Source organism: Roseibium sp. HPY-6, assembly GCF_040530035.1.
GTDB lineage: Bacteria > Pseudomonadota > Alphaproteobacteria > Rhizobiales > Stappiaceae > Roseibium.
Genome location: NZ_JBEWCD010000003.1, coordinates 279638 through 297316, shown reverse-complemented (window position 1 = coordinate 297316; position 17679 = coordinate 279638). Strand labels below are relative to the sequence as shown.

The following is a 17679-nucleotide window of genomic DNA, read 5'->3' as shown; positions in this document are numbered from 1 at the left end:
AGCAATTGCTTGCATCGCTCAATAGGCCATGATAGGCACCCTCTCCGGTGTCAGTTGCCCCTCTGGCGGAACTGGTAGACGCGCGGGATTCAAAATCCCGTTCCTTCGGGAGTGCCGGTTCGATTCCGGCGGGGGGCACCACAAAACACCTTTCTCTTCCGATCACGTTTTAGAATCTCATTTCTTCTTGCAGTCTGGTCTTCGGCAACAGTCTCAATGCTAGGAGTTGGCGTTAGGGTACGGCATTCCTACTACGCTGAATTGTGGCTTGGGTGCACCAGAAAGTCCGGGACAGTATCTGTGATACACGGTTCAAAAAGATCAGAAGACGTCATTCCGTTGGATCGACTTCCCGCAATGCACCAAATACAGATAGCACCAATCAAATAGTTTGGCTCTGAGACATTCGCCCGGAACTATTGTCAAAAATCGCCAGGTTTTCGCTGACTTGCTTCAATTTAGGTGCTATTTTGGCACCAGCGCATGGTTAAGACCTGTCCGGAGCATATCCGGAATTGAAAGTAGCTTGTCATTCAGTCTTGCGTAATCTAGCAGTAACCGTGTCTGGGGAAGACGGTAATGAGATTTACTGAAAGAGCCTTTCTTCTTCTGTTCTTCTACTTTGCAACTGTGACTACTTCAGTCTCACAAGAATTTATTGTGAAAGACAAAATCACAGGCTTCAATTCGCCAGCAACAAATTCTCTGAACAATCAGACGGCTGGCGTCGGTGGCCGCCAGATCCTTTTGACGCAGTATACTTTCACGCGGCAAACACAGGTTACGCGCTTCGTTCAGCTGTCAAATTCAACGGTCACAGGAGCGAACGGGTTTTCCTATTCCGTCAGGGCCCTTGCTTCGCCCTTTGCGGAGCTTACCTCCGGGACTGCGACGCGCACCGGCAGCACAGTCTACAGCAACGTCACCTTGGGCGGGAACAACACCAACCTGGATGAATTCTCCATTTCAGGGCTTACGCTGGAAGCGGGTACCTATTGGATCGCCGTCCATGCAAGTGACGGAAACGCCTATCAGGTTGCTGCCAACTCGGGCGAAGATCCCGAGCCGCTGCTGGCAGACAGCGGTGGTGTGCCTTTTGTGGCCGGTAGCAACTTTCACATGTACACGATCCTTTATGGCATCAATCCCTTCAGTGCCACTTTTGACGAGCAGAAGAGCATTGCGTTCAATACGATCCCGGTTAACGTATCGCAGGTCAATTCCATCAGTTCCTTGACTCTCGCCCTCCTCAACAGGCGTTTGTCCAGACTGCAGAACAACAAGTTTTTAGCTGCCCGGACTGGCGCGGTAACAGGTCTAACCGGATATTTCGACGATACTTACCTGAGTGGGTATGAGGCCGACTCGTCAGGCAGTTCTCCATTTCCAGATGCAGCGTTGGGAACCAACGGATCCTTGGATTCAGCGGAAAGACCTGGCCGCATCAGAGTTTGGTCGGAAGGCAGCTTTGTTTCCATCGAACATGGCACAACGGGCAGCTTCGACGGCTATGACGGCACTCTGATCGGCGGTCACCTTGGGGCGGATATCGACATCACTGAGTCTTTAGCAGTCGGGCTTGCGTATGGCCGAAATTACACCGACACAGACTATGTAGACGATTTGGGAAACACGCAGTCAAACAGCGATCACTTTTCAGCCTTTGCGCAATACATCCATGAGAACGGGTTTTATTCGAACCTGATCTACAGCTATGGCCATTTCGACCTCGACCTTGACAGAAATGCAGGAACGTCCGGTGCCGCCAAAGCATCAACACACGCGGGCGCCCACAGTGTTCAAGGGACCGTCGGATACCGGTTCCCGCCCGTCAAAGCGTTTACGACAAGTGTTGAATCAAGGCTTTGGTATACGAACATCAACGTCGACGGCTATAGCGAGAGCAATGCGGGAAGCGGCTCTCTTTCCGTCGACGAGCAAAACGCTGACAATGTGTCTGTCGCCGTCGGCTTTAACGCCCGCTACAACCACGGTAATTTCAGTCCTTATCTCAGCGTGTTTTATCAGTACAACAATCTGGATCTGGGCGATGCCACGATCAGCTTGCTTCAGGATCCGAGCCTGACGGCAACGCAGCAATATATCGGGAACGACGGCGGCAGCGTAAATCTCGATATTGGTCTTGATTATGCATTCGGTGGCGGCCTCAGCCTCGGTGCCAATTATGCAACGTCTCTGAGTGACGGAGACCTGGAGTATCACGGTCTGAACCTAGCGTTGAATTATGTGTTTTGACGGATGGCTCAGGCATCTAGATCATCCCGAACCCTTTTCCTGCCGGACTTGACGCATTGACTGGGGCTGGCCAGTGGTCCAGCGCGCAGGCAGCGTAAAACTTTCCTCAAGTGTTGTGAGCAATTTGGCCCTGTTGAAGGGCAAAACCGGTCGCGCCCGGTTTTCTGGCAGCCGCTTGTTTCCAAACCCACATTTTTCCAGCACAGTGCAGCCAACCGCCGAGCACGGCCTATCGACATTCGATTTGGAGAGACACATGTCGGGACACGGTTATCAATCGGGCCGCCTGAATTTACCCTTTGTCGGTATCCCGACATTCGGCAAGAAAGAATACGTGTCCGATTGGGATGCGATCAACGCGGATGTGGCGGTCCTCGGGGCGCCGTTCGACTTCGGTTGCCAGTTCCGATCCGGCGCCCGGTTTGGGCCGAGGTCGGTGCGCGAGGCATCGACCCTGTTCAGCTTTGGTCACGCCGGGGCCTATGATCACGAAGACGATGCAACTTACCTTGGCTCGGATGTCCGCATAGTCGATATCGGTGACGCCGACATCATTCACACCAAGACTGATGAAAGCCACGCAAACATCGAATACGGCGTCCGGAAAATCCTGAATGCGGGCGCGCTGCCTGTGGTGATCGGAGGCGATCACTCGGTGAACATTCCATGCATCAACGCCTTTGACGTGGATTGCGCGAAAAACGGGCCGATGCATGTTGTTCAGATCGACGCGCATCTCGACTTTGTCGACGAGCGCCATGGGGTGACGGCCGGTCACGGCAACCCGATGCGCCGGGCAATCGAGAAAAACTACGTCTCGGGCATGACCCAGCTGGGCATCCGCAATGTCTCCTCAACCGCCAAGGAAGGCTACGAGGACGCAAGGGCTCGGGGCTCCGACATTCTGTCCGTGCGCCAGGTGCGCAAGCTCGGGACTGATGCCGTGCTGGAGCGCATACCCGCCGGCGTCCGATATTATGTCACCATCGACATTGACGCCTTCTGCCCTTCCATTGCGCCGGGCACGGGCACGCCGAGCCATGGCGGCTTCCTCTATTATGATGTCCTGGAAATCCTGCAGGGTCTATCAAAGCGTGGAGACGTTGCGGGGATCGATCTGGTCGAGGTCGCGCCGGATTACGACCCGAGCCAGAGCACGCAAATCCTGGCGGCCCAGATCCTGCTCAATTTCATCGGATTCATCTTCCACAACAGGGCATGACACCACGCGCTTTTTAGGCCGTGGCATTTCTTGGATCATGCCCAGACTCGCCGCGGCGAACCGGGACTTCAGTTATCTCAGAAACTGGTCCACGAAGTCTTCACCAAGTCCGACACTTGCGTAATGCTCACGGCAAATGTCGATTTTTGTGAAGACGTCCTCGTATCCGAGATGGTTCCCGTAAGGGTCGACGTAATACATGATGCCATTGACCTGGAAGAGGGTGATCATCTCCTCGACATCGTCCGGCACAACGAGCGTGTGGGTTTCGCCCGGCGGTTCATAGACATAACCACCTTCTTTGGCCACCCAGTCATGTTCCAGGTAGTGCCAGCGGCCCTTCAGGACATATCCGTGAACAGGGTTGGGGTGGCGGTGGCGTGAAAGAACACCGGCTTTTCGGACGCGGAGCAGGTTCACCCAGTATCCCTGACTTCTGTTCAGGCACAGCGGCCGGAACCAGACGTTCTCGGCTTGAGGAACCCAGACCCGCTCGTCATCCGGGATTGCGCTCGGCACCACGATTTCCGCCTGCGCGTCCTTGGGAAAGGGGAGCTGATAGGGAACACGCGGGTTTTCATCTTTTTCCGTAACCGGCATGTCAAATCCTTTCCATCATGCCAAACCAACAAACTAGACAGCGGAATACCCACCGTCCACGGGGTAGACCGCGCCGGTGACAAAGCTTGCCTGATCGCTCAACAGCCATGCAGCGAGCGCACCGACCTCTTGGGGCTGTCCCCAGCGCCCCATGGGCGTGCGGGACAGTATTGCCGTTTCCCGGGAAGTGTCGGCGCGAAGGCCTGCGGTCATTTCCGTTTCGATCCAGCCGGGCGCAACGGCATTCACGCGAACGCCGCTTTCCGACCACTTCGCCGCCAGAGCCTTCGTGAGTTGGGATACCCCGCCTTTCGAGGCGGAGTAGGCCGGGACAAGCGCGCCACCGAAATAGCTTAACATCGACGCGGTGTTGACGATCGACCCGCGCGACTTTTCAAGAAGCGGCTTTGCGGCGAGACACATGCGCATTGTGCCGGTGAGATTGACATCGATCACCTTGCAGAAGTTTTCAATTTCATACTCTGCTTCGCGCATGAGAATGCCTGCGCAATTCACCAATCCGTCGAGCGCGGTCAGCTTTGCAAATACGGCGGCCATGCTGTCTGTATCGGTCACGTCGAGAACACATGTATCGAGATTGTCGGTAGGCGCACAGGCCTCAACCTCGCTCTCGCTGATACCCGTTGCAATGACGGACCAGCCTTGGTCGAGAAGCGCCTTTGTGACGCCGAGACCGATCCCGCGCGTTCCGCCAGTGACCAGGGCATGTTTCATGCAGCTTTACCTTCATTCAAGAACCGTTCGACATCAGGCCGCTTCGGCATTGGTGCCACGGCGCCATAGCCCTGCGTCGACAAGGCGGCTGCGGCATTTGCGTATTTCGCAGCTTCGTAAGGGTCGCGGCCAGCGGCCATCTCGGCAAGGAATGCACCATCAAACGTGTCGCCGGCCGCCGTCGCATCGACCGGTTTCACCGGCTGTCCCGGTACGCGCCTGCGCTCGTTCTTCAGTGCAATCAGAGTGCCCTCCTTGCCCAGAGTGAGGGCAACAATTTCACAGCCGAGATCCAGATAAAAGTCGGCAATCGCATCAGGGTCGGTGAAACCGGTCAAAAGCACAGCGTCTTCAAGCCCCGGCAGCGCGATATGCGCGCGTGCCATTGCCGCGTGGGTGACGGCGCGTGCCCGCTCCAAGGACCAAAGGTTCTGGCGAAGATTGGTGTCGTAGGAAACCCAGCCGCCGGCATTCCGGCAGATTTCGATCGCCGCGAACACCGCATCGGCCGCCGTATCCGAAATTGCCTGGCTGATACCGGACACATGAAGGATCCGGGCATTTGAAACATAGTCCGCTGGAATATCGTCCGGGCTCATCAGGCTCGCGGCCGATCCTTTGCGCATATAGGTGAAGGAATGGCCGCTCTCGGTGTGGCTCACAAAATAAATACCGGTCCTGGCTTCCGTGTCCTGAATGACCCGGCTGGTATCTACACCCTCCCGCTGCCAAAGCTCGAGAAACTCATTGCCGAAATCATCCTGCCCCAGGCGCGTCAGATATCCGACCGAGGCGCCCTGTCTTGCCGCAGCGATCGCGGCATTTGATGTGTCGCCACCATGGCCCTTCAGAAACCTTCCGTCCTTCTGCTCATTGAACTCGAGCATGGGTTCGCCCAGGCAAACAATATCTGAGTACATTCTGCTGCTCTTCACTTGAGAGCCGGCCCGCGACCAAAGCAGGGCCGGCTGTGTTGATTATTCGGCCAGATAGCTTTGTCCGACATTGGGAATGCGCCAGATCCTGAAGTTCGGGATCTTCGGCGCGTCGAAATTCATGTCGCCATCCACCCAGACATGCAGGTGATTGGAAACCACGTACAACGATCCGTCCGGTCCCCAGGCAAGCGTGTCCGGCCAGTTCATTTCCGGATGATGGACGAAGCGGGTGACCTGACCCGTGGATTCATCGAATTTCATGATGCCGTCGAGCGACAATGCGGTCATGTAAATGTTGCCGGCGTTGTCCGCAGTCATGCCATCCGTGTTAGACGGCAGCGTCGCTTCGACGCGAGCAGCGTTTTCGATGACCGTTTCGTTGATTTCGAAGTTGCGCAGTAATTCGGTCGGCAGCGAGTAGAGCTTGTTGCCTGTCAGATTGGTCCAGTAGATGGTCTCCTTGTCACCCGAAAGCGCAATCCCGTCCGCGCCGGTTTGCATGCCGCCGTTCTTCAGCACGGGCCGGTCGTCGATATTGAAGAAGAAGTTCGGTTCGTTGTTGGTGAACTTGTGCTGATCGAGAATACGGCGGACGGAATTGGTGTTGCTGTCGTAGACTATCAGGCCGCCGTGCAGCGGATTGCAGAAGATACCGCTGTCGGCGATGTAGGCGAAGCCGGTGTCATTGTCGACAGCGAGATCGTTGAGGAAGGAACACTGTCGGTCGGCTTCGTCCGCAGTAAAGACGTAGCGTTGAATTTCCTTGTTGGCCTTGATGTCCCACAAGACGAGTTTGGCGTCGCCGTCTTCAAAGGGAGGGCCGGCAACATGGCCCTGATCAAGGATCCACATGGTGTCGTTGCGGTCGATCTCGAAGCCGAGGACCGCTTTCAGGCCGGCCGCGTTGGCGATATCGTTCATCTCCTGGCTCGGATAGGGCTCGAGTTCCCAGATGTCCCCGTTCCTGACGAGTTTGGAGAGGGTTGAGGGGATTTCTTCCCCGCCCCATCGGGCTGTCGACACATAGATGTTGCCCTGGCTGTCCACTTTGGCGCCCTGGATGAGGGCCTGCCCGAAAATCCCGCTGTTTTCCCAGGTCGATCTGATGTCCTCGGACGCGACCTTGTAGGGCAGACTGTTCCACTCGGCGAAGACCTCCGGTTGAGGCGCATCCTTGGCGACAGCGCCGCCCAGTCCAAGACATGTCAGCGCGATGACCGACAGCGTTGTGGCTTTGAAGTGCTTCATTGTTGTTTTCCTCCGCCTGATTGCGCCTAGATGCGTCCGTATTTTGCGAGACCCTCACGCAGCGAACCCGCCTGCATGATCAGTTTCGCCTGTTCGGCTTCGCGAACATCGATTTCCCGTGCCATGGCCAGAACCTCTTCCGCCTTTTCAAGAGGAACCACCACGACACCATCGATGTCTCCGACGATGATGTCCCCTGGATGAACAATGACGTCGCCGACAGGAACAGGCTCGTTGGCGGCCAGGGTCTTGTGGCGGCCGAGGGTCGTGCCCGGAGATGTGGCGCGCGCATAGACCGGAAAGTCATAGTCGCGGCGGATTTCGGTGATGTCGCGGACCGCGCCGTCCAGAACAGCGCCCTCATGCTTGTTGGCAACAGCGCCTGCGGTCATGAGGCCACCCCAGACGGCCACGTTCTCATCGCCGGAGATGGAGATCACGATGACCGAGCCAGGAGCTGATTCATCGATTGCGTCCAGCGCATGTTGCGGCGGTACGAATTCGTCGGTTGGGCCTTCCAGGACAGTCACGGCCGGGCCGACAATCCTCTTGTCGTTGATGCGCGGTTTGATGGCCTGGTCAAGATATCCCTTGCGGCCGGTTACTTTGTCGACCGCGTCCGCAACGGAGGCGGTTGCCGTCTCCCGGAAACCTGCGATCAAGTTCTTAAGTTCCATGTTAGGCACTCCTGATTAGCGCCGTCACGCGACGGCAAAATGCTGTGGTGACGTCTGCGTTCACCATCGGTTGACCCAGTTCTGTGGTGGATGTCCTTCAAGGACCCGCGCCAGTTCGGCACCCGCGCGCCTTTGAAGTTCGTTGACGGAGGCCTCCGAATACCAGCCGCAGTGATCGCTGAGCACGGTGTTCGGCGCCTTGAGCAAGGGACTGTCTGTGGCAGGTGGCTCCTGGTCGAACACATCGATCCCCGCACCGAAGATGCGGCCGCCGTGAAGGGCTTTGGCCAGTGCGTCCTCATCGACAAGTCCGCCGCGCGAGACATTTACGAGGATCGCTGTCTTTTTCATCAGGCCGATCCGCCGCGCATCCAGGATGTTGCGCGTGTCGGTAGTCAGCGGTGCATGAAGGCTGATCACGTCAGACTCCCTGCAAAGCGTATCCGCGTCACAAGCTTCAACGTCCCAGTACGTGCGCGTTTCCTCATCGAGATACGGATCGCTCACCAGGACGCGAGAATACCCAAGGGCACGAAAGCGTTGGCAGACGGACCGCGCAATGCGTCCGAAACCAATCAGACCGACCGTTGCGTTCCGGCGACCTGGGATCGGATCGCGTTGGCCTATTCCCCATTCGCCCTGGCGCACTTCCCGGTCCCTTGAAACGATCCTGCGCGAAACAGCGAGATAGAGCGCCACTGCGTGATCGCTGACTTCGTTTTCGGCTCCATAGTCCGGGATGTTCGCAATATAGATCCCGCGTTCCGTGGCGCGGTTCAGATCAACATTGTCCACTCCGACGCCATATCTCAGGATCAGCTTGAGTTTCGGGAAACTCTCATAGATGGCGCTGTCGATGGGGCGCTCGCGTACGAGCACCGCAAAGACATTCCTTTCGTTCAGCGCGGAGACTGCATCCTGTTCCGGCGAAACCGGCAGCACGCAGGCACCGAAGCGCTGAATGGCTTCCTGCTCCAGCGCGTAATCGGCGTATCCCGGCTCAAGAACCGCTGCGCAGGGCATGTCCAGATCGGTCACAGTCTCCGCACGCATCTTACTGGCTCCGATACGCAGCCACGGCTTCATCAAGCTTGGACGGCCAGTCCTCACCGATTTCGCCGACGATGTATTCACGCACGGCCGGCTGCGCCAGATCGCGGAACTTGGCCTTCTGTTCGGGGCTCACGGGGACAACTTCCAGCCCTTTTTCACCCAGAATGGTCGCCGCGTTGGCGTCCTGGGCGGCCGTCATGCCGCGATGAATAACCTTCGAGATTTCAACGCACTGATCGACTGCGAGCTTTTCGTCTTCGGTCAGGCCATTGTAGAAGTCGTCGTTGATCATGTAGGCATGCCAGGAAAAGACATGGCCATCGAGGGAGACGTATTTCTGGTGCTGGTAAAGAGACGCGTTGACGATGTTGGTCACACCGTTCTCCTGCCCGTCGACAACGCCCTGCTGCAGCGCGCCCGGCAGCTCCGGCCACGGCACGGGCGTAGCTGAAGCGCCGAGAGACTCAACCAGCTTCGTCCAGACCGGAGCGGTCATGACGCGCATCTTGAGCCCCTTCATATCGTCAGGCTCAGCGACCGGAACCTTTGAGTTGGTGAAGTTACGGACGCCATTGTCCGCAAGACCAAGGATGCGAATGCCGGTTTGGGAGCGCATATCCTCAAAAAGCTCGTCGCCGAACGAGCTGTCGACGATCGACCAGGCCATCGCCTGATCGTCGAACAGGTAGGGCATCGCGAAAACCGCGAAGGGCTTATAGACCGCGGAGATCGGACCGTCGTGCACGACACCCATCTGTACCGTGCCCAGTTGCAGGCCCTCGATGATCTGGTTGCCGTCGCCAAGCTGGGATGCCGGAAACACCTGCACATCGATGGAGCCGGATGTTTTGCCTTCGACGCATGTCTCAAAGGCAAGCGCGGCAGCGTGTTTCGGCGATGACATGTCAGCCGCCTGAAAATGTGCGTATTTCAGGTCCTTGGCATGTGCGGCGGACGCGGCGGTGAAGAGGGCCAGGGCAGCTGCCCCACCCAATAAACGTGTCGTCAGTTTCATAAGTTTCCTCCCATGTTGCTAGCTCGAGAAACCGAAGAAGCGAGGTAATGCGGTGCTGAGGGCCGGCACGAGAATGACCAGGAGCAGCACCGCCAATTCCGCAGCGAGTAGCGGCAGAACAGCGCGCGACAGGCCCTCAATGCGGAGACGGCCGATGGTCGCGATAACGAAAAGAACGGGTCCGACGGGCGGCGTGATCATTCCGATCGTCAGGTTGAGAACCAGCATCATCGCGAATTGCAGCGGATCGATTCCGAATTGGGCGGCAATCGGCCCGAGGACGGGCGTCAGGATGATGAGGGCCGGAAGCGTGTCGATGAAGAGACCGCAGATCAGCGCGAAACCCGCCAGAAGGAAAAGCACGACAATCCGGTCGTCCGTCATCAGGGCAATCGCAGCGGCAAGCGTTTGCGGGATCTGCAAATAGGTCAAAAGCCAGCCGAAGACCGAAGCCATGGCGACAATCAACAGGACCGAAGAGGTCGTGATGGCCGCCCTGACGAGAACGGTGTACAGCTTTGATGTCGACAGCGTGCGAAGAACCAGACCGAGGAGCAGGGCATATGCGGTTGCAACAGCACCCGCTTCCGTCGGCGTGAAGATGCCGCCGATAATTCCGCCGAGAATGATGATCGGCATCAGCATTGCGGGGCCGGCGCTGATTGCGCTGCGCGATACTTCGAGCTTTGAAGCGCGCAGCTCCCGGCCGCGATAACCTTTTTTCACCGAGACAATGTGATTGGCTGCGGCGAGCGCGAGCCCGAGCAGCAGGCCCGGAACGACGCCCGCCAGAAACAGGCCCGCGACGGTCACCCGATTGTCAGATATGGCGAAAATGACCATGAGGATGGACGGCGGGATGATCGGGCCGATGGTCGCTGTCGCGGCTGAGAGGGCTCCGGCGTAGTTGGCCTCATATCCGGCGTTGCGCATCATCCGCATGACGATTGCGGACGGACCGGCGGCGTCGGCGAGCGCGGATCCCGAAATTCCGGCAAACAGCATGGAGGTGAGCACGTTGACGTGTCCGAGCCCGCCCCGAATGTGGCCGACAAGATCATTTGCAAAGCGGAGCAGCGCAGCCGTCAAGCCGCAGGCCGTCATCAACTCGGACGCGAGAATGAAAAACGGGACGGCCATGAGCGGGAAGGAATTGATCCCGCCAAACAATCTTTGCGGGATGAGCAGCGGGTTGAGCGAGCCGTCGATCAGGATCGCCGCCGTCGAGGCGACGCCCATGGTGAACACGACAGGAAGTCCGAGCGCAAGCGTGCCGAAAAACAGGACTATGAGGGTCTTTGCCATCACAGTTGGTGCTCCTGATCATCGAGAACAGAGTCTGTTTCGAAATCACCGGAGACGAATTTTCGACATGCAAATGCCAAGTGGCACAGAAACAGAGCCGCTCCCAGCGGAATGGCCAGATAGGGAATGCCGCGGGATATGCCGGTTGCCATGGTTTCCTTGTTCCAGCCAAAACTGACGAACTGGATTCCGAACCAGAAAATCAGGGCCATGAAGGCCGCCATGACAACAACGCTGCCCCAGCGAATGACTTTTCGCAGTCGTTTCGGGAGCATGGCGACAAAGAGGTCGATTTCGACCAGCCGTCCGCTGCGAAGCGCCAGTCCAGCGCCGGCGAACACGCCGAAAATCATCAGGAACCGCGCCACTTCCTCGCCCCAGGAGAGGGAAATGCCGAAGAGGTAGCGGCCAATCACGTTGGTGATGACGATCAGGAAGACCAGCGCAAGAGCTGCTGCAACCAGAAACCGGTTCACCGCGATCAGGGCACGCTCAAACTGCGCCATCAATGTCCTCCCAAACTGCGACCTGCGTTTTCTTTTCGTGCGCGGTCATCGATTGGCGAGAAGCTGGCATACTGGCATACCGTATGTCAATGACAAAAATACTGTGCACAAGATGCCATAGCGTCTATAACGCTTTCTATTGGCGAAGGGATTTGAGAAAAATGCTGAAAATTCAGAGGCAAAAGTCGTTTGCCGAGCAGGTATCGGATGTGCTGCGCGCGCAGATCATCAGCGGTGAGCGCGATATGGGCGACGCCCTTTCCGAAACGAAAATTGCGAAGGAACTTGGTGTTAGCAGGACGCCGGTCCGGGAAGCATTTGCCCGTCTGGAGCTCGAAGGACTGGTGTACACCGAACCGCAGCGTGGAACGTTTGTGTTCACGCTCAACCGGTGTTCCCTGATCGACATCTGCGACGTTCGCGTGTGTCTAGAGACGGCTGCCTTAAGAAAGGCTGCCGAACGGGATCCAGCCGGTCTTGCTGCGACGCTGAAGGACATCGCGAAAAAGATGACCAGGGCACGCAAGAAGGGTGATGATCGGGAGTACCTGTCGCTGGATACAGACTTTCATCAGGGCTTCTTCGACCATGCGAAGAACACGTTCTTGAATGATGCCTATCAGACGATAGCTGCCAAAATGGCGTGTTTGAGGAACAAGCTGGGTAATCACCCGGATCACATGCAAAAGTCCTATGCCGAACATCTGCAGCTTGTCGACCTGATATCGGAGTCGCGCCTGGAAGAGGCGGTCGATGTCCTCATAAAGCATATCGGCAGAAAAGAGGGTTCCTACTGGAATAACTGACGCGCCTGGTTCTTCGCCCTGCCGGCTCCGGACCCCAAAACCGGGGAGCGCCCTCATTTAAGTGCCGCAGCGGCCGTTGCCGGAAACCTAATCCAGGGACACCCAAAGCACCTTGGCATCTTCCTCGCTGGTGGAGATGCAGCCGTGCCCCATACCGCTGTCGTAATAGACGCTGTCACCGGCTTTCATCGGCAGTGGCTTGTAGTGTTCGGTCAGAAAGGTCAGTTCACCGCTGATCACATACATGAACTCCTCCCCCCGGTGCCGGATCCAGGAATCGAATTCAGAAACGTCCCGCGCCTTGATGGTGCTGACATAGGGAAACATGCGCTTGCTGGTCAGCTCGGTGCACAGGAGTTCGTGTGAATAGGTAGGGGTTTCCTGAGGTTCGCCCTGACCGGCAAGGGTCACGTCGCGTCGACCGGAAATATCACTCGGTCCCGACTGCACAAAGAGCTGCGGCGTTTTCAGTTCCAGTGCCTTGGTCAGGCGGCGCACGATGTCGAAGCTCGGACGTGTCTGGCTGTTTTCAATTTTTGACAGGGTCGAGCGGCCAATGCCTGCGGCTTTGCCGGCTTCTTCCAGCGTCCAGCCTTTTTTGAGGCGCGCTTCACGGATCATCTTTCCCAGGTGATCGGGATCGTTGGCCTCGGCGATGTCGTCCTCAGGAGCCTGGGAAACGGGATCCATGTGCAGCCTTTCCACTGTTTCCAAGAGTCCTCGCATAATCTCCAAAAATCGTCAAACTCTTCTCACGAAAACATTCGTTGCCAATTATAGAAAAGTTTCCTATAAGAAACAAATGATGAAAAAGGGGAGCGTTGTGGCGTTTCCGGCAGAGAAAGACGGTGTTACTCTTTCCCATGAACCGGATGTCACGGAGCCCAGTCTGATCCCAGTTCCTGCCGGCGAACATGCCGGCACTTAGATCGGAAGGTGTCGCTCCAACTGGACAGGGAAGGACCGGTAAATTGGCTGACGCGCCCAAACGAACGCCCCTTTATGATCTCCATGTTGAACTCGGCGGGAAGATGGTTGATTTCGCCGGCTGGGAAATGCCGGTTCAATATCCCCTCGGCATCATGGGTGAACATAAGCAATGCCGTGAAAAAGCGGCGCTCTTCGACGTCAGCCATATGGGGCAGGTGATCCTCAAGGGCGAGAACGTTGGCGAAAAGCTGGAGGCCTTGTGCCCGCAAGCCTTCTCGACACTGAAAGAAGGCAAGGCGCGCTACGGCTTTTTCACCAACGAGGCCGGCGGCATCATGGATGACCTGATCGTCTCCAATGCGGGCGACCATTTTTTCGTCGTGGTGAATGCGTCGATGCGGCATCAGGACATCCCGCACATGGCACGTCATCTTGACGGCGTCGAAGTGATCGAGATCTTCGATCGCGCCCTTGTTGCCGTGCAGGGTCCCAAGGCGGAAGACGTTGTGGGGGCTTTGTGTCCGGCAGCGCGCGATCTCAAATTCATGGAAACGACGGTGGCCGAGATAAACGGCGTCACCTGTCGGGTGTCCCGTCTCGGTTATACCGGTGAAGACGGCTACGAGATTTCCATTCCCGAGGACAAGGCAGTCGAAATTGCGCGTTCCTTTCTGGCAAATGAAGACTGCGAACCCGCAGGTCTCGGTGCGCGCGATTCCCTGAGGCTGGAAGCCGGTTTGTGTCTTTACGGAAACGACATCGATAACGATACCTCCCCGATCGAGGCATCGCTTATCTGGGCAATCCAGAAACGGCGGCGCGAAGAAGGCGGGTTTCCCGGTGCCGATCGCATTCTGCGCGAAGTCGCCGAGGGACCGTCACGCAAGCTGGTCGGTCTCAAGCCTGATGGACGCGCACCCGCGCGCCACGGTGTCGAGGTACAAAGCGAAGGTGGACAGAGCATCGGTGTCGTGACCTCCGGTGGATTCGGACCAACCGCAGGTGGGCCTGTTGCCATGGGCTATGTGAGTGCGGCATCCGCCGAACCGGGCACAAAAGTCAATCTGATGATCAGGGGCAAGGCACAACCAGCCGAGATCGTGCGGCTGCCGTTCGTGCAGCAGAATTACAAGCGTTAATCGGGAGAGACCGACATGAGCACTTATTTTTCCGAAGACCACGAATGGATCAAGGTCGAAGGCGACACGGCGACCCTGGGGATCACGGCCCATGCTGCTGAGCAACTCGGTGAGATTGTCTACGTGGAACAGAAGGAAACCGGTGAAAGTTTTGAGAAATCGGATGAAATTGGCGTGGTTGAATCCGTCAAGGCTGCGTCCGAAATCTATGCTCCGGTAGACGGTGCGATCGTTGAGGTGAACGGATCACTCTCAGACAGCCCGGCAACCTTGAGTGAACATCCAGAAGGCGACGGCTGGCTTTACAAGATCAAGCTGTCGAACGCAGAGCAGTTGAACGAACTGATGGATCTTGATGCCTACAAGGCCTTTATCGCCTAGGGAACTCAGCAGATGGCTTTTGAACTCACCACATACCAGGCTTACGACTTCGCAAACCGCCGTCACATCGGCCCGTCTCCTTCCGAAATGGAAGAGATGCTGAGCCTGATCGGATTTGACAGTCTCGACGACCTCATCGACGCGACCGTTCCTCCCGCGATCCGCCAGAAAGAAGCGCTCGACTGGGGTGGGCCCGGGCTTTCAGAGCGCGACGCGCTGTTTCACATGAAGGAAGTCGCCTCCAAGAACCAGGTGCTGACGTCGCTGATCGGACAGGGCTACCACGGCACGACGACTCCGGCCCCGATCCTGCGCAACATCCTAGAAAATCCGGCCTGGTATACGGCCTACACGCCCTATCAGCCTGAAATCTCGCAAGGCCGCCTGGAAGCCCTGCTTAATTTCCAGACCATGGTGTCCGATCTGACCGGCCTCGACATCGCAAACGCGTCGCTGCTGGATGAATCCACCGCGGCTGCTGAAGCCATGACGATGGCGAAGCGGTCCGCGAAGTCCAAGGCGAATGTCTTCTTTGTCGACGAAAACTGTCATCCGCAGAATATCGCCGTTATTCAGACCCGAGCCGAGCCGCTCGGGATCGAAGTCGTGGTGGGCAACCCGGACGATCTCGACCCAGCCGGCGTTTTCGGTGCGATTTTCCAGTATCCGGGCACATATGGCCATGTACGCGACTTCACCGGCATCATCGGCAAGCTGCATGAAAACAAGGCTCTTGCCATCGTCGCGGCGGATCCCCTGGCCTTGGCGCTGCTGAAATCCCCCGGCGAAATGGGTGCAGACATTGCCGTCGGCTCAACGCAGCGTTTCGGCGTGCCAATGGGATATGGCGGACCGCATGCCGCCTACATGTCCTGCAAGGATGCGTTCAAGCGCAGCATGCCGGGCAGGATCATCGGGGTCTCGATCGACAGCCGTGGCAAGAAAGCCTATCGCCTGTCGCTTCAGACGCGCGAACAGCATATCCGCCGCGAAAAGGCCAATTCGAACGTATGTACGGCGCAGGCGCTGCTTGCCGTGATCGCATCGATGTACGCGGTCTATCACGGCCCGGACGGCATCAAGGCGATAGCCCAGTCGGTTCACCGGAAGACATCACGTCTGGCGACTGGTCTTGAAAAACTCGGCTTCAAGGTCGAGCCCGATGTCTTCTTCGACACGATCACCGTCGATGTCGGTGCCCTGCAGGGTGTCGTCATGAACGCGGCGGTCGCAAACGGTATCAACTTGCGCAAGGTTAGCGAGACCCGTGTCGGTATCTCGCTCGACGAACAGACGCGGCCGGAAACCATCGAAGCGGTCTGGCGTGCGTTCGGCGGCGACATGGTCGATGACAGTGACCTCAACCGGGATTATCGCCTGCCGGAACACGCCCTCAGGGAAAGCGACTACCTGACGCATCCGATCTTCCACATGAACCGTGCGGAAGCCGAAATGACGCGTTACATGCGCCGATTGGCAGACCGTGACCTTGCTCTGGACAGAGCCATGATCCCGCTCGGCTCTTGCACGATGAAGCTCAACGCGACCATCGAGATGATTCCGGTGACTTGGCCGGAGTTCTCCAATCTGCATCCGTTTGTTCCTGAAGATCAGGCCGCCGGCTACCACGAGATGATCTCTGATCTGAATGACAAGCTCTGCCAGATCACGGGCTATGAAGCGATCAGCCAGCAGCCCAATTCCGGTGCGCAGGGCGAATATGCGGGTCTTCTGACGATCCGCAATTACCACGTGGCGCGCGGCGAAGGGCATCGGGACATCTGTCTTATCCCGACGTCTGCACACGGCACCAACCCGGCCTCTGCGCAGATGGTCGGCTACAAGGTGGTGCCGGTGAAGTCGGACGAGAAAGGTGATATCGACCTTGTCGATTTCCGGGAAAAAGCCGAGCAGCATTCTGCCAATCTTGCCGCCTGCATGATCACTTATCCGTCGACGCATGGCGTCTTTGAGGAAACGGTCCAGGAAGTCTGCCAGATCACCCATGATCATGGCGGACAGGTCTATATCGACGGTGCGAACATGAACGCGATGGTGGGCCTATCGCAGCCGGGAGCTATTGGGGGCGACGTCAGCCACCTGAATTTGCACAAGACCTTCTGCATCCCGCATGGCGGTGGTGGTCCCGGCATGGGGCCGATCGGCGTCAAGGCGCATCTGGAGCCTTACCTGCCCGGTCATCCGGAATACGGCACCGCCGTCGGTCCGGTTTCCGCCGCGCCTTTCGGTTCACCTTCCATCCTGCCCGTGAGCTGGGCTTATGTGCTGCTCATGGGTGGTCCAGGGCTGACGCAGGCGACCAAGGTCGCGATTCTGAACGCCAACTATATTGCAGCTCGGCTGAAGGATGCCTACGAGATCCTCTACACGTCCGAAACCGGACGCGTTGCCCATGAGTGCATTCTCGATACGCGCCCGTTGGCCGAAAGTGCAGGTGTCACGGTGGAAGATGTCGCCAAGCGCCTGATGGACAGCGGATTTCATGCGCCGACCATGTCCTGGCCTGTCGCCGGGACCCTGATGGTGGAGCCGACCGAATCCGAACCCAAGGCCGAGCTCGACCGGTTCTGTGAGGCAATGCTTTCCATCAGGGCCGAAGCACAGGACATTATCGACGGCAGGATCGACCCGGAAAACAACCCGCTGAAAAACGCGCCGCACACGGTGGCGGATCTCGTTGGTGAGTGGAACCGGCCTTACACGCGCGAACAGGCGTGTTATCCGGCAGGGTCGCTGGATGTCGACAAATACTGGGCGCCCGTCAACCGCGTCGACAATGCCTATGGCGACCGGAACCTTGTGTGCACCTGCCCGCCAATGTCCGACTACGCAGAAGCTGCGGAGTAA

Annotated in this window: 16 protein-coding genes and 1 tRNA gene; 7 read left to right on the top strand and 10 right to left on the bottom strand. The window is 57.5% G+C overall.

What is annotated here, in order from left to right; translation table 11 throughout:
• Positions 1–56: 56 nt before the first annotated feature.
• The 3 genes from ABVF61_RS27355 to speB all read left to right on the top strand — a co-directional run bounded on the left by ABVF61_RS27355 (position 57) and on the right by speB (position 3478).
• Positions 57–141 (top strand) — tRNA-Leu (locus tag ABVF61_RS27355).
• Between the two features lie 519 nt (positions 142–660).
• Complete coding sequence (locus ABVF61_RS27350) at positions 661–2256, top strand: autotransporter domain-containing protein (RefSeq protein ID WP_353996779.1); 1596 nt, start codon at positions 661–663, stop codon at positions 2254–2256.
• 256 nt (positions 2257–2512) lie between these two features.
• Positions 2513–3478, top strand: a complete 966-nt coding sequence (gene speB / locus ABVF61_RS27345) for an agmatinase (protein WP_353996778.1) — start codon at positions 2513–2515, stop codon at positions 3476–3478.
• A gap of 72 nt (positions 3479–3550) precedes the next feature.
• Here the strand turns inward: speB and ABVF61_RS27340 are convergent, their stop codons facing one another.
• Genes ABVF61_RS27340 through ABVF61_RS27300 form a run of 9 tightly spaced genes read right to left on the bottom strand, consistent with a single transcriptional unit; the run spans position 3551 to position 11555 of the window.
• A complete protein-coding gene (locus ABVF61_RS27340; RefSeq protein ID WP_353996777.1) occupies positions 3551–4078 on the bottom strand; it encodes a 2,4'-dihydroxyacetophenone dioxygenase family protein in 528 nt (175 codons plus the stop codon).
• 33 nt (positions 4079–4111) lie between these two features.
• Entirely contained in the window at positions 4112–4813 is a 702-nt protein-coding gene (locus ABVF61_RS27335; protein ID WP_353996776.1) for an SDR family NAD(P)-dependent oxidoreductase, read from the bottom strand.
• Positions 4810–5733, bottom strand: a complete 924-nt coding sequence (locus tag ABVF61_RS27330; protein WP_353996775.1) for a sugar kinase — start codon at positions 5731–5733, stop codon at positions 4810–4812. The genes ABVF61_RS27335 and ABVF61_RS27330 overlap by 4 nt, the downstream gene beginning before the upstream one ends.
• 57 nt (positions 5734–5790) lie before the next feature.
• Positions 5791–6999, bottom strand: a complete 1209-nt coding sequence (locus ABVF61_RS27325; protein WP_353996774.1) for an L-dopachrome tautomerase-related protein — start codon at positions 6997–6999, stop codon at positions 5791–5793.
• 26 nt (positions 7000–7025) lie between these two features.
• A complete protein-coding gene (locus ABVF61_RS27320) occupies positions 7026–7676 on the bottom strand; it encodes an RraA family protein (protein WP_353996773.1) in 651 nt (216 codons plus the stop codon).
• 60 nt (positions 7677–7736) lie between these two features.
• Entirely contained in the window at positions 7737–8729 is a 993-nt protein-coding gene (locus tag ABVF61_RS27315; protein ID WP_353996772.1) for a C-terminal binding protein, read from the bottom strand.
• 1 nt (position 8730) lies between these two features.
• Entirely contained in the window at positions 8731–9744 is a 1014-nt protein-coding gene (locus tag ABVF61_RS27310; RefSeq protein WP_353996771.1) for a DctP family TRAP transporter solute-binding subunit, read from the bottom strand.
• 18 nt (positions 9745–9762) lie between these two features.
• Positions 9763–11049, bottom strand: a complete 1287-nt coding sequence (locus tag ABVF61_RS27305) for a TRAP transporter large permease (RefSeq protein ID WP_353996770.1) — start codon at positions 11047–11049, stop codon at positions 9763–9765.
• Positions 11049–11555, bottom strand: coding sequence for a TRAP transporter small permease (locus tag ABVF61_RS27300; RefSeq protein ID WP_353996769.1), 507 nt, complete (start codon positions 11553–11555; stop codon positions 11049–11051). The genes ABVF61_RS27305 and ABVF61_RS27300 overlap by 1 nt, the downstream gene beginning before the upstream one ends.
• Positions 11556–11716: 161 nt before the next feature.
• On the opposite strand from ABVF61_RS27300, the gene ABVF61_RS27295 reads away from it, so the two are divergent.
• The gene (locus ABVF61_RS27295) at positions 11717–12361 is read left to right on the top strand and encodes a GntR family transcriptional regulator (protein WP_353996768.1); all 645 of its coding nucleotides are present in this window, start codon (positions 11717–11719) and stop codon (positions 12359–12361) included.
• Positions 12362–12448: 87 nt separating this feature from the next.
• Here the strand turns inward: ABVF61_RS27295 and ABVF61_RS27290 are convergent, their stop codons facing one another.
• Positions 12449–13051: a helix-turn-helix domain-containing protein gene (locus ABVF61_RS27290; protein ID WP_353996767.1), complete on the bottom strand. Its 603-nt coding sequence runs from the start codon at positions 13049–13051 to the stop codon at positions 12449–12451.
• 281 nt (positions 13052–13332) lie between these two features.
• On the opposite strand from ABVF61_RS27290, the gene gcvT reads away from it, so the two are divergent.
• The 3 genes from gcvT to gcvP are packed head-to-tail and all read left to right on the top strand — an operon-like array spanning position 13333 to position 17679.
• Positions 13333–14430 carry a glycine cleavage system aminomethyltransferase GcvT gene (gene gcvT, locus ABVF61_RS27285; protein ID WP_353996766.1) on the top strand — a complete coding sequence of 366 codons (1098 nt, stop codon included), beginning with the start codon at positions 13333–13335 and terminating at the stop codon, positions 14428–14430.
• 15 nt (positions 14431–14445) lie between these two features.
• Entirely contained in the window at positions 14446–14811 is a 366-nt protein-coding gene (gene gcvH, locus ABVF61_RS27280; RefSeq protein ID WP_353996765.1) for a glycine cleavage system protein GcvH, read from the top strand.
• 12 nt (positions 14812–14823) lie between these two features.
• Positions 14824–17679 carry an aminomethyl-transferring glycine dehydrogenase gene (gcvP, locus tag ABVF61_RS27275; RefSeq protein WP_353996764.1) on the top strand — a complete coding sequence of 952 codons (2856 nt, stop codon included), beginning with the start codon at positions 14824–14826 and terminating at the stop codon, positions 17677–17679.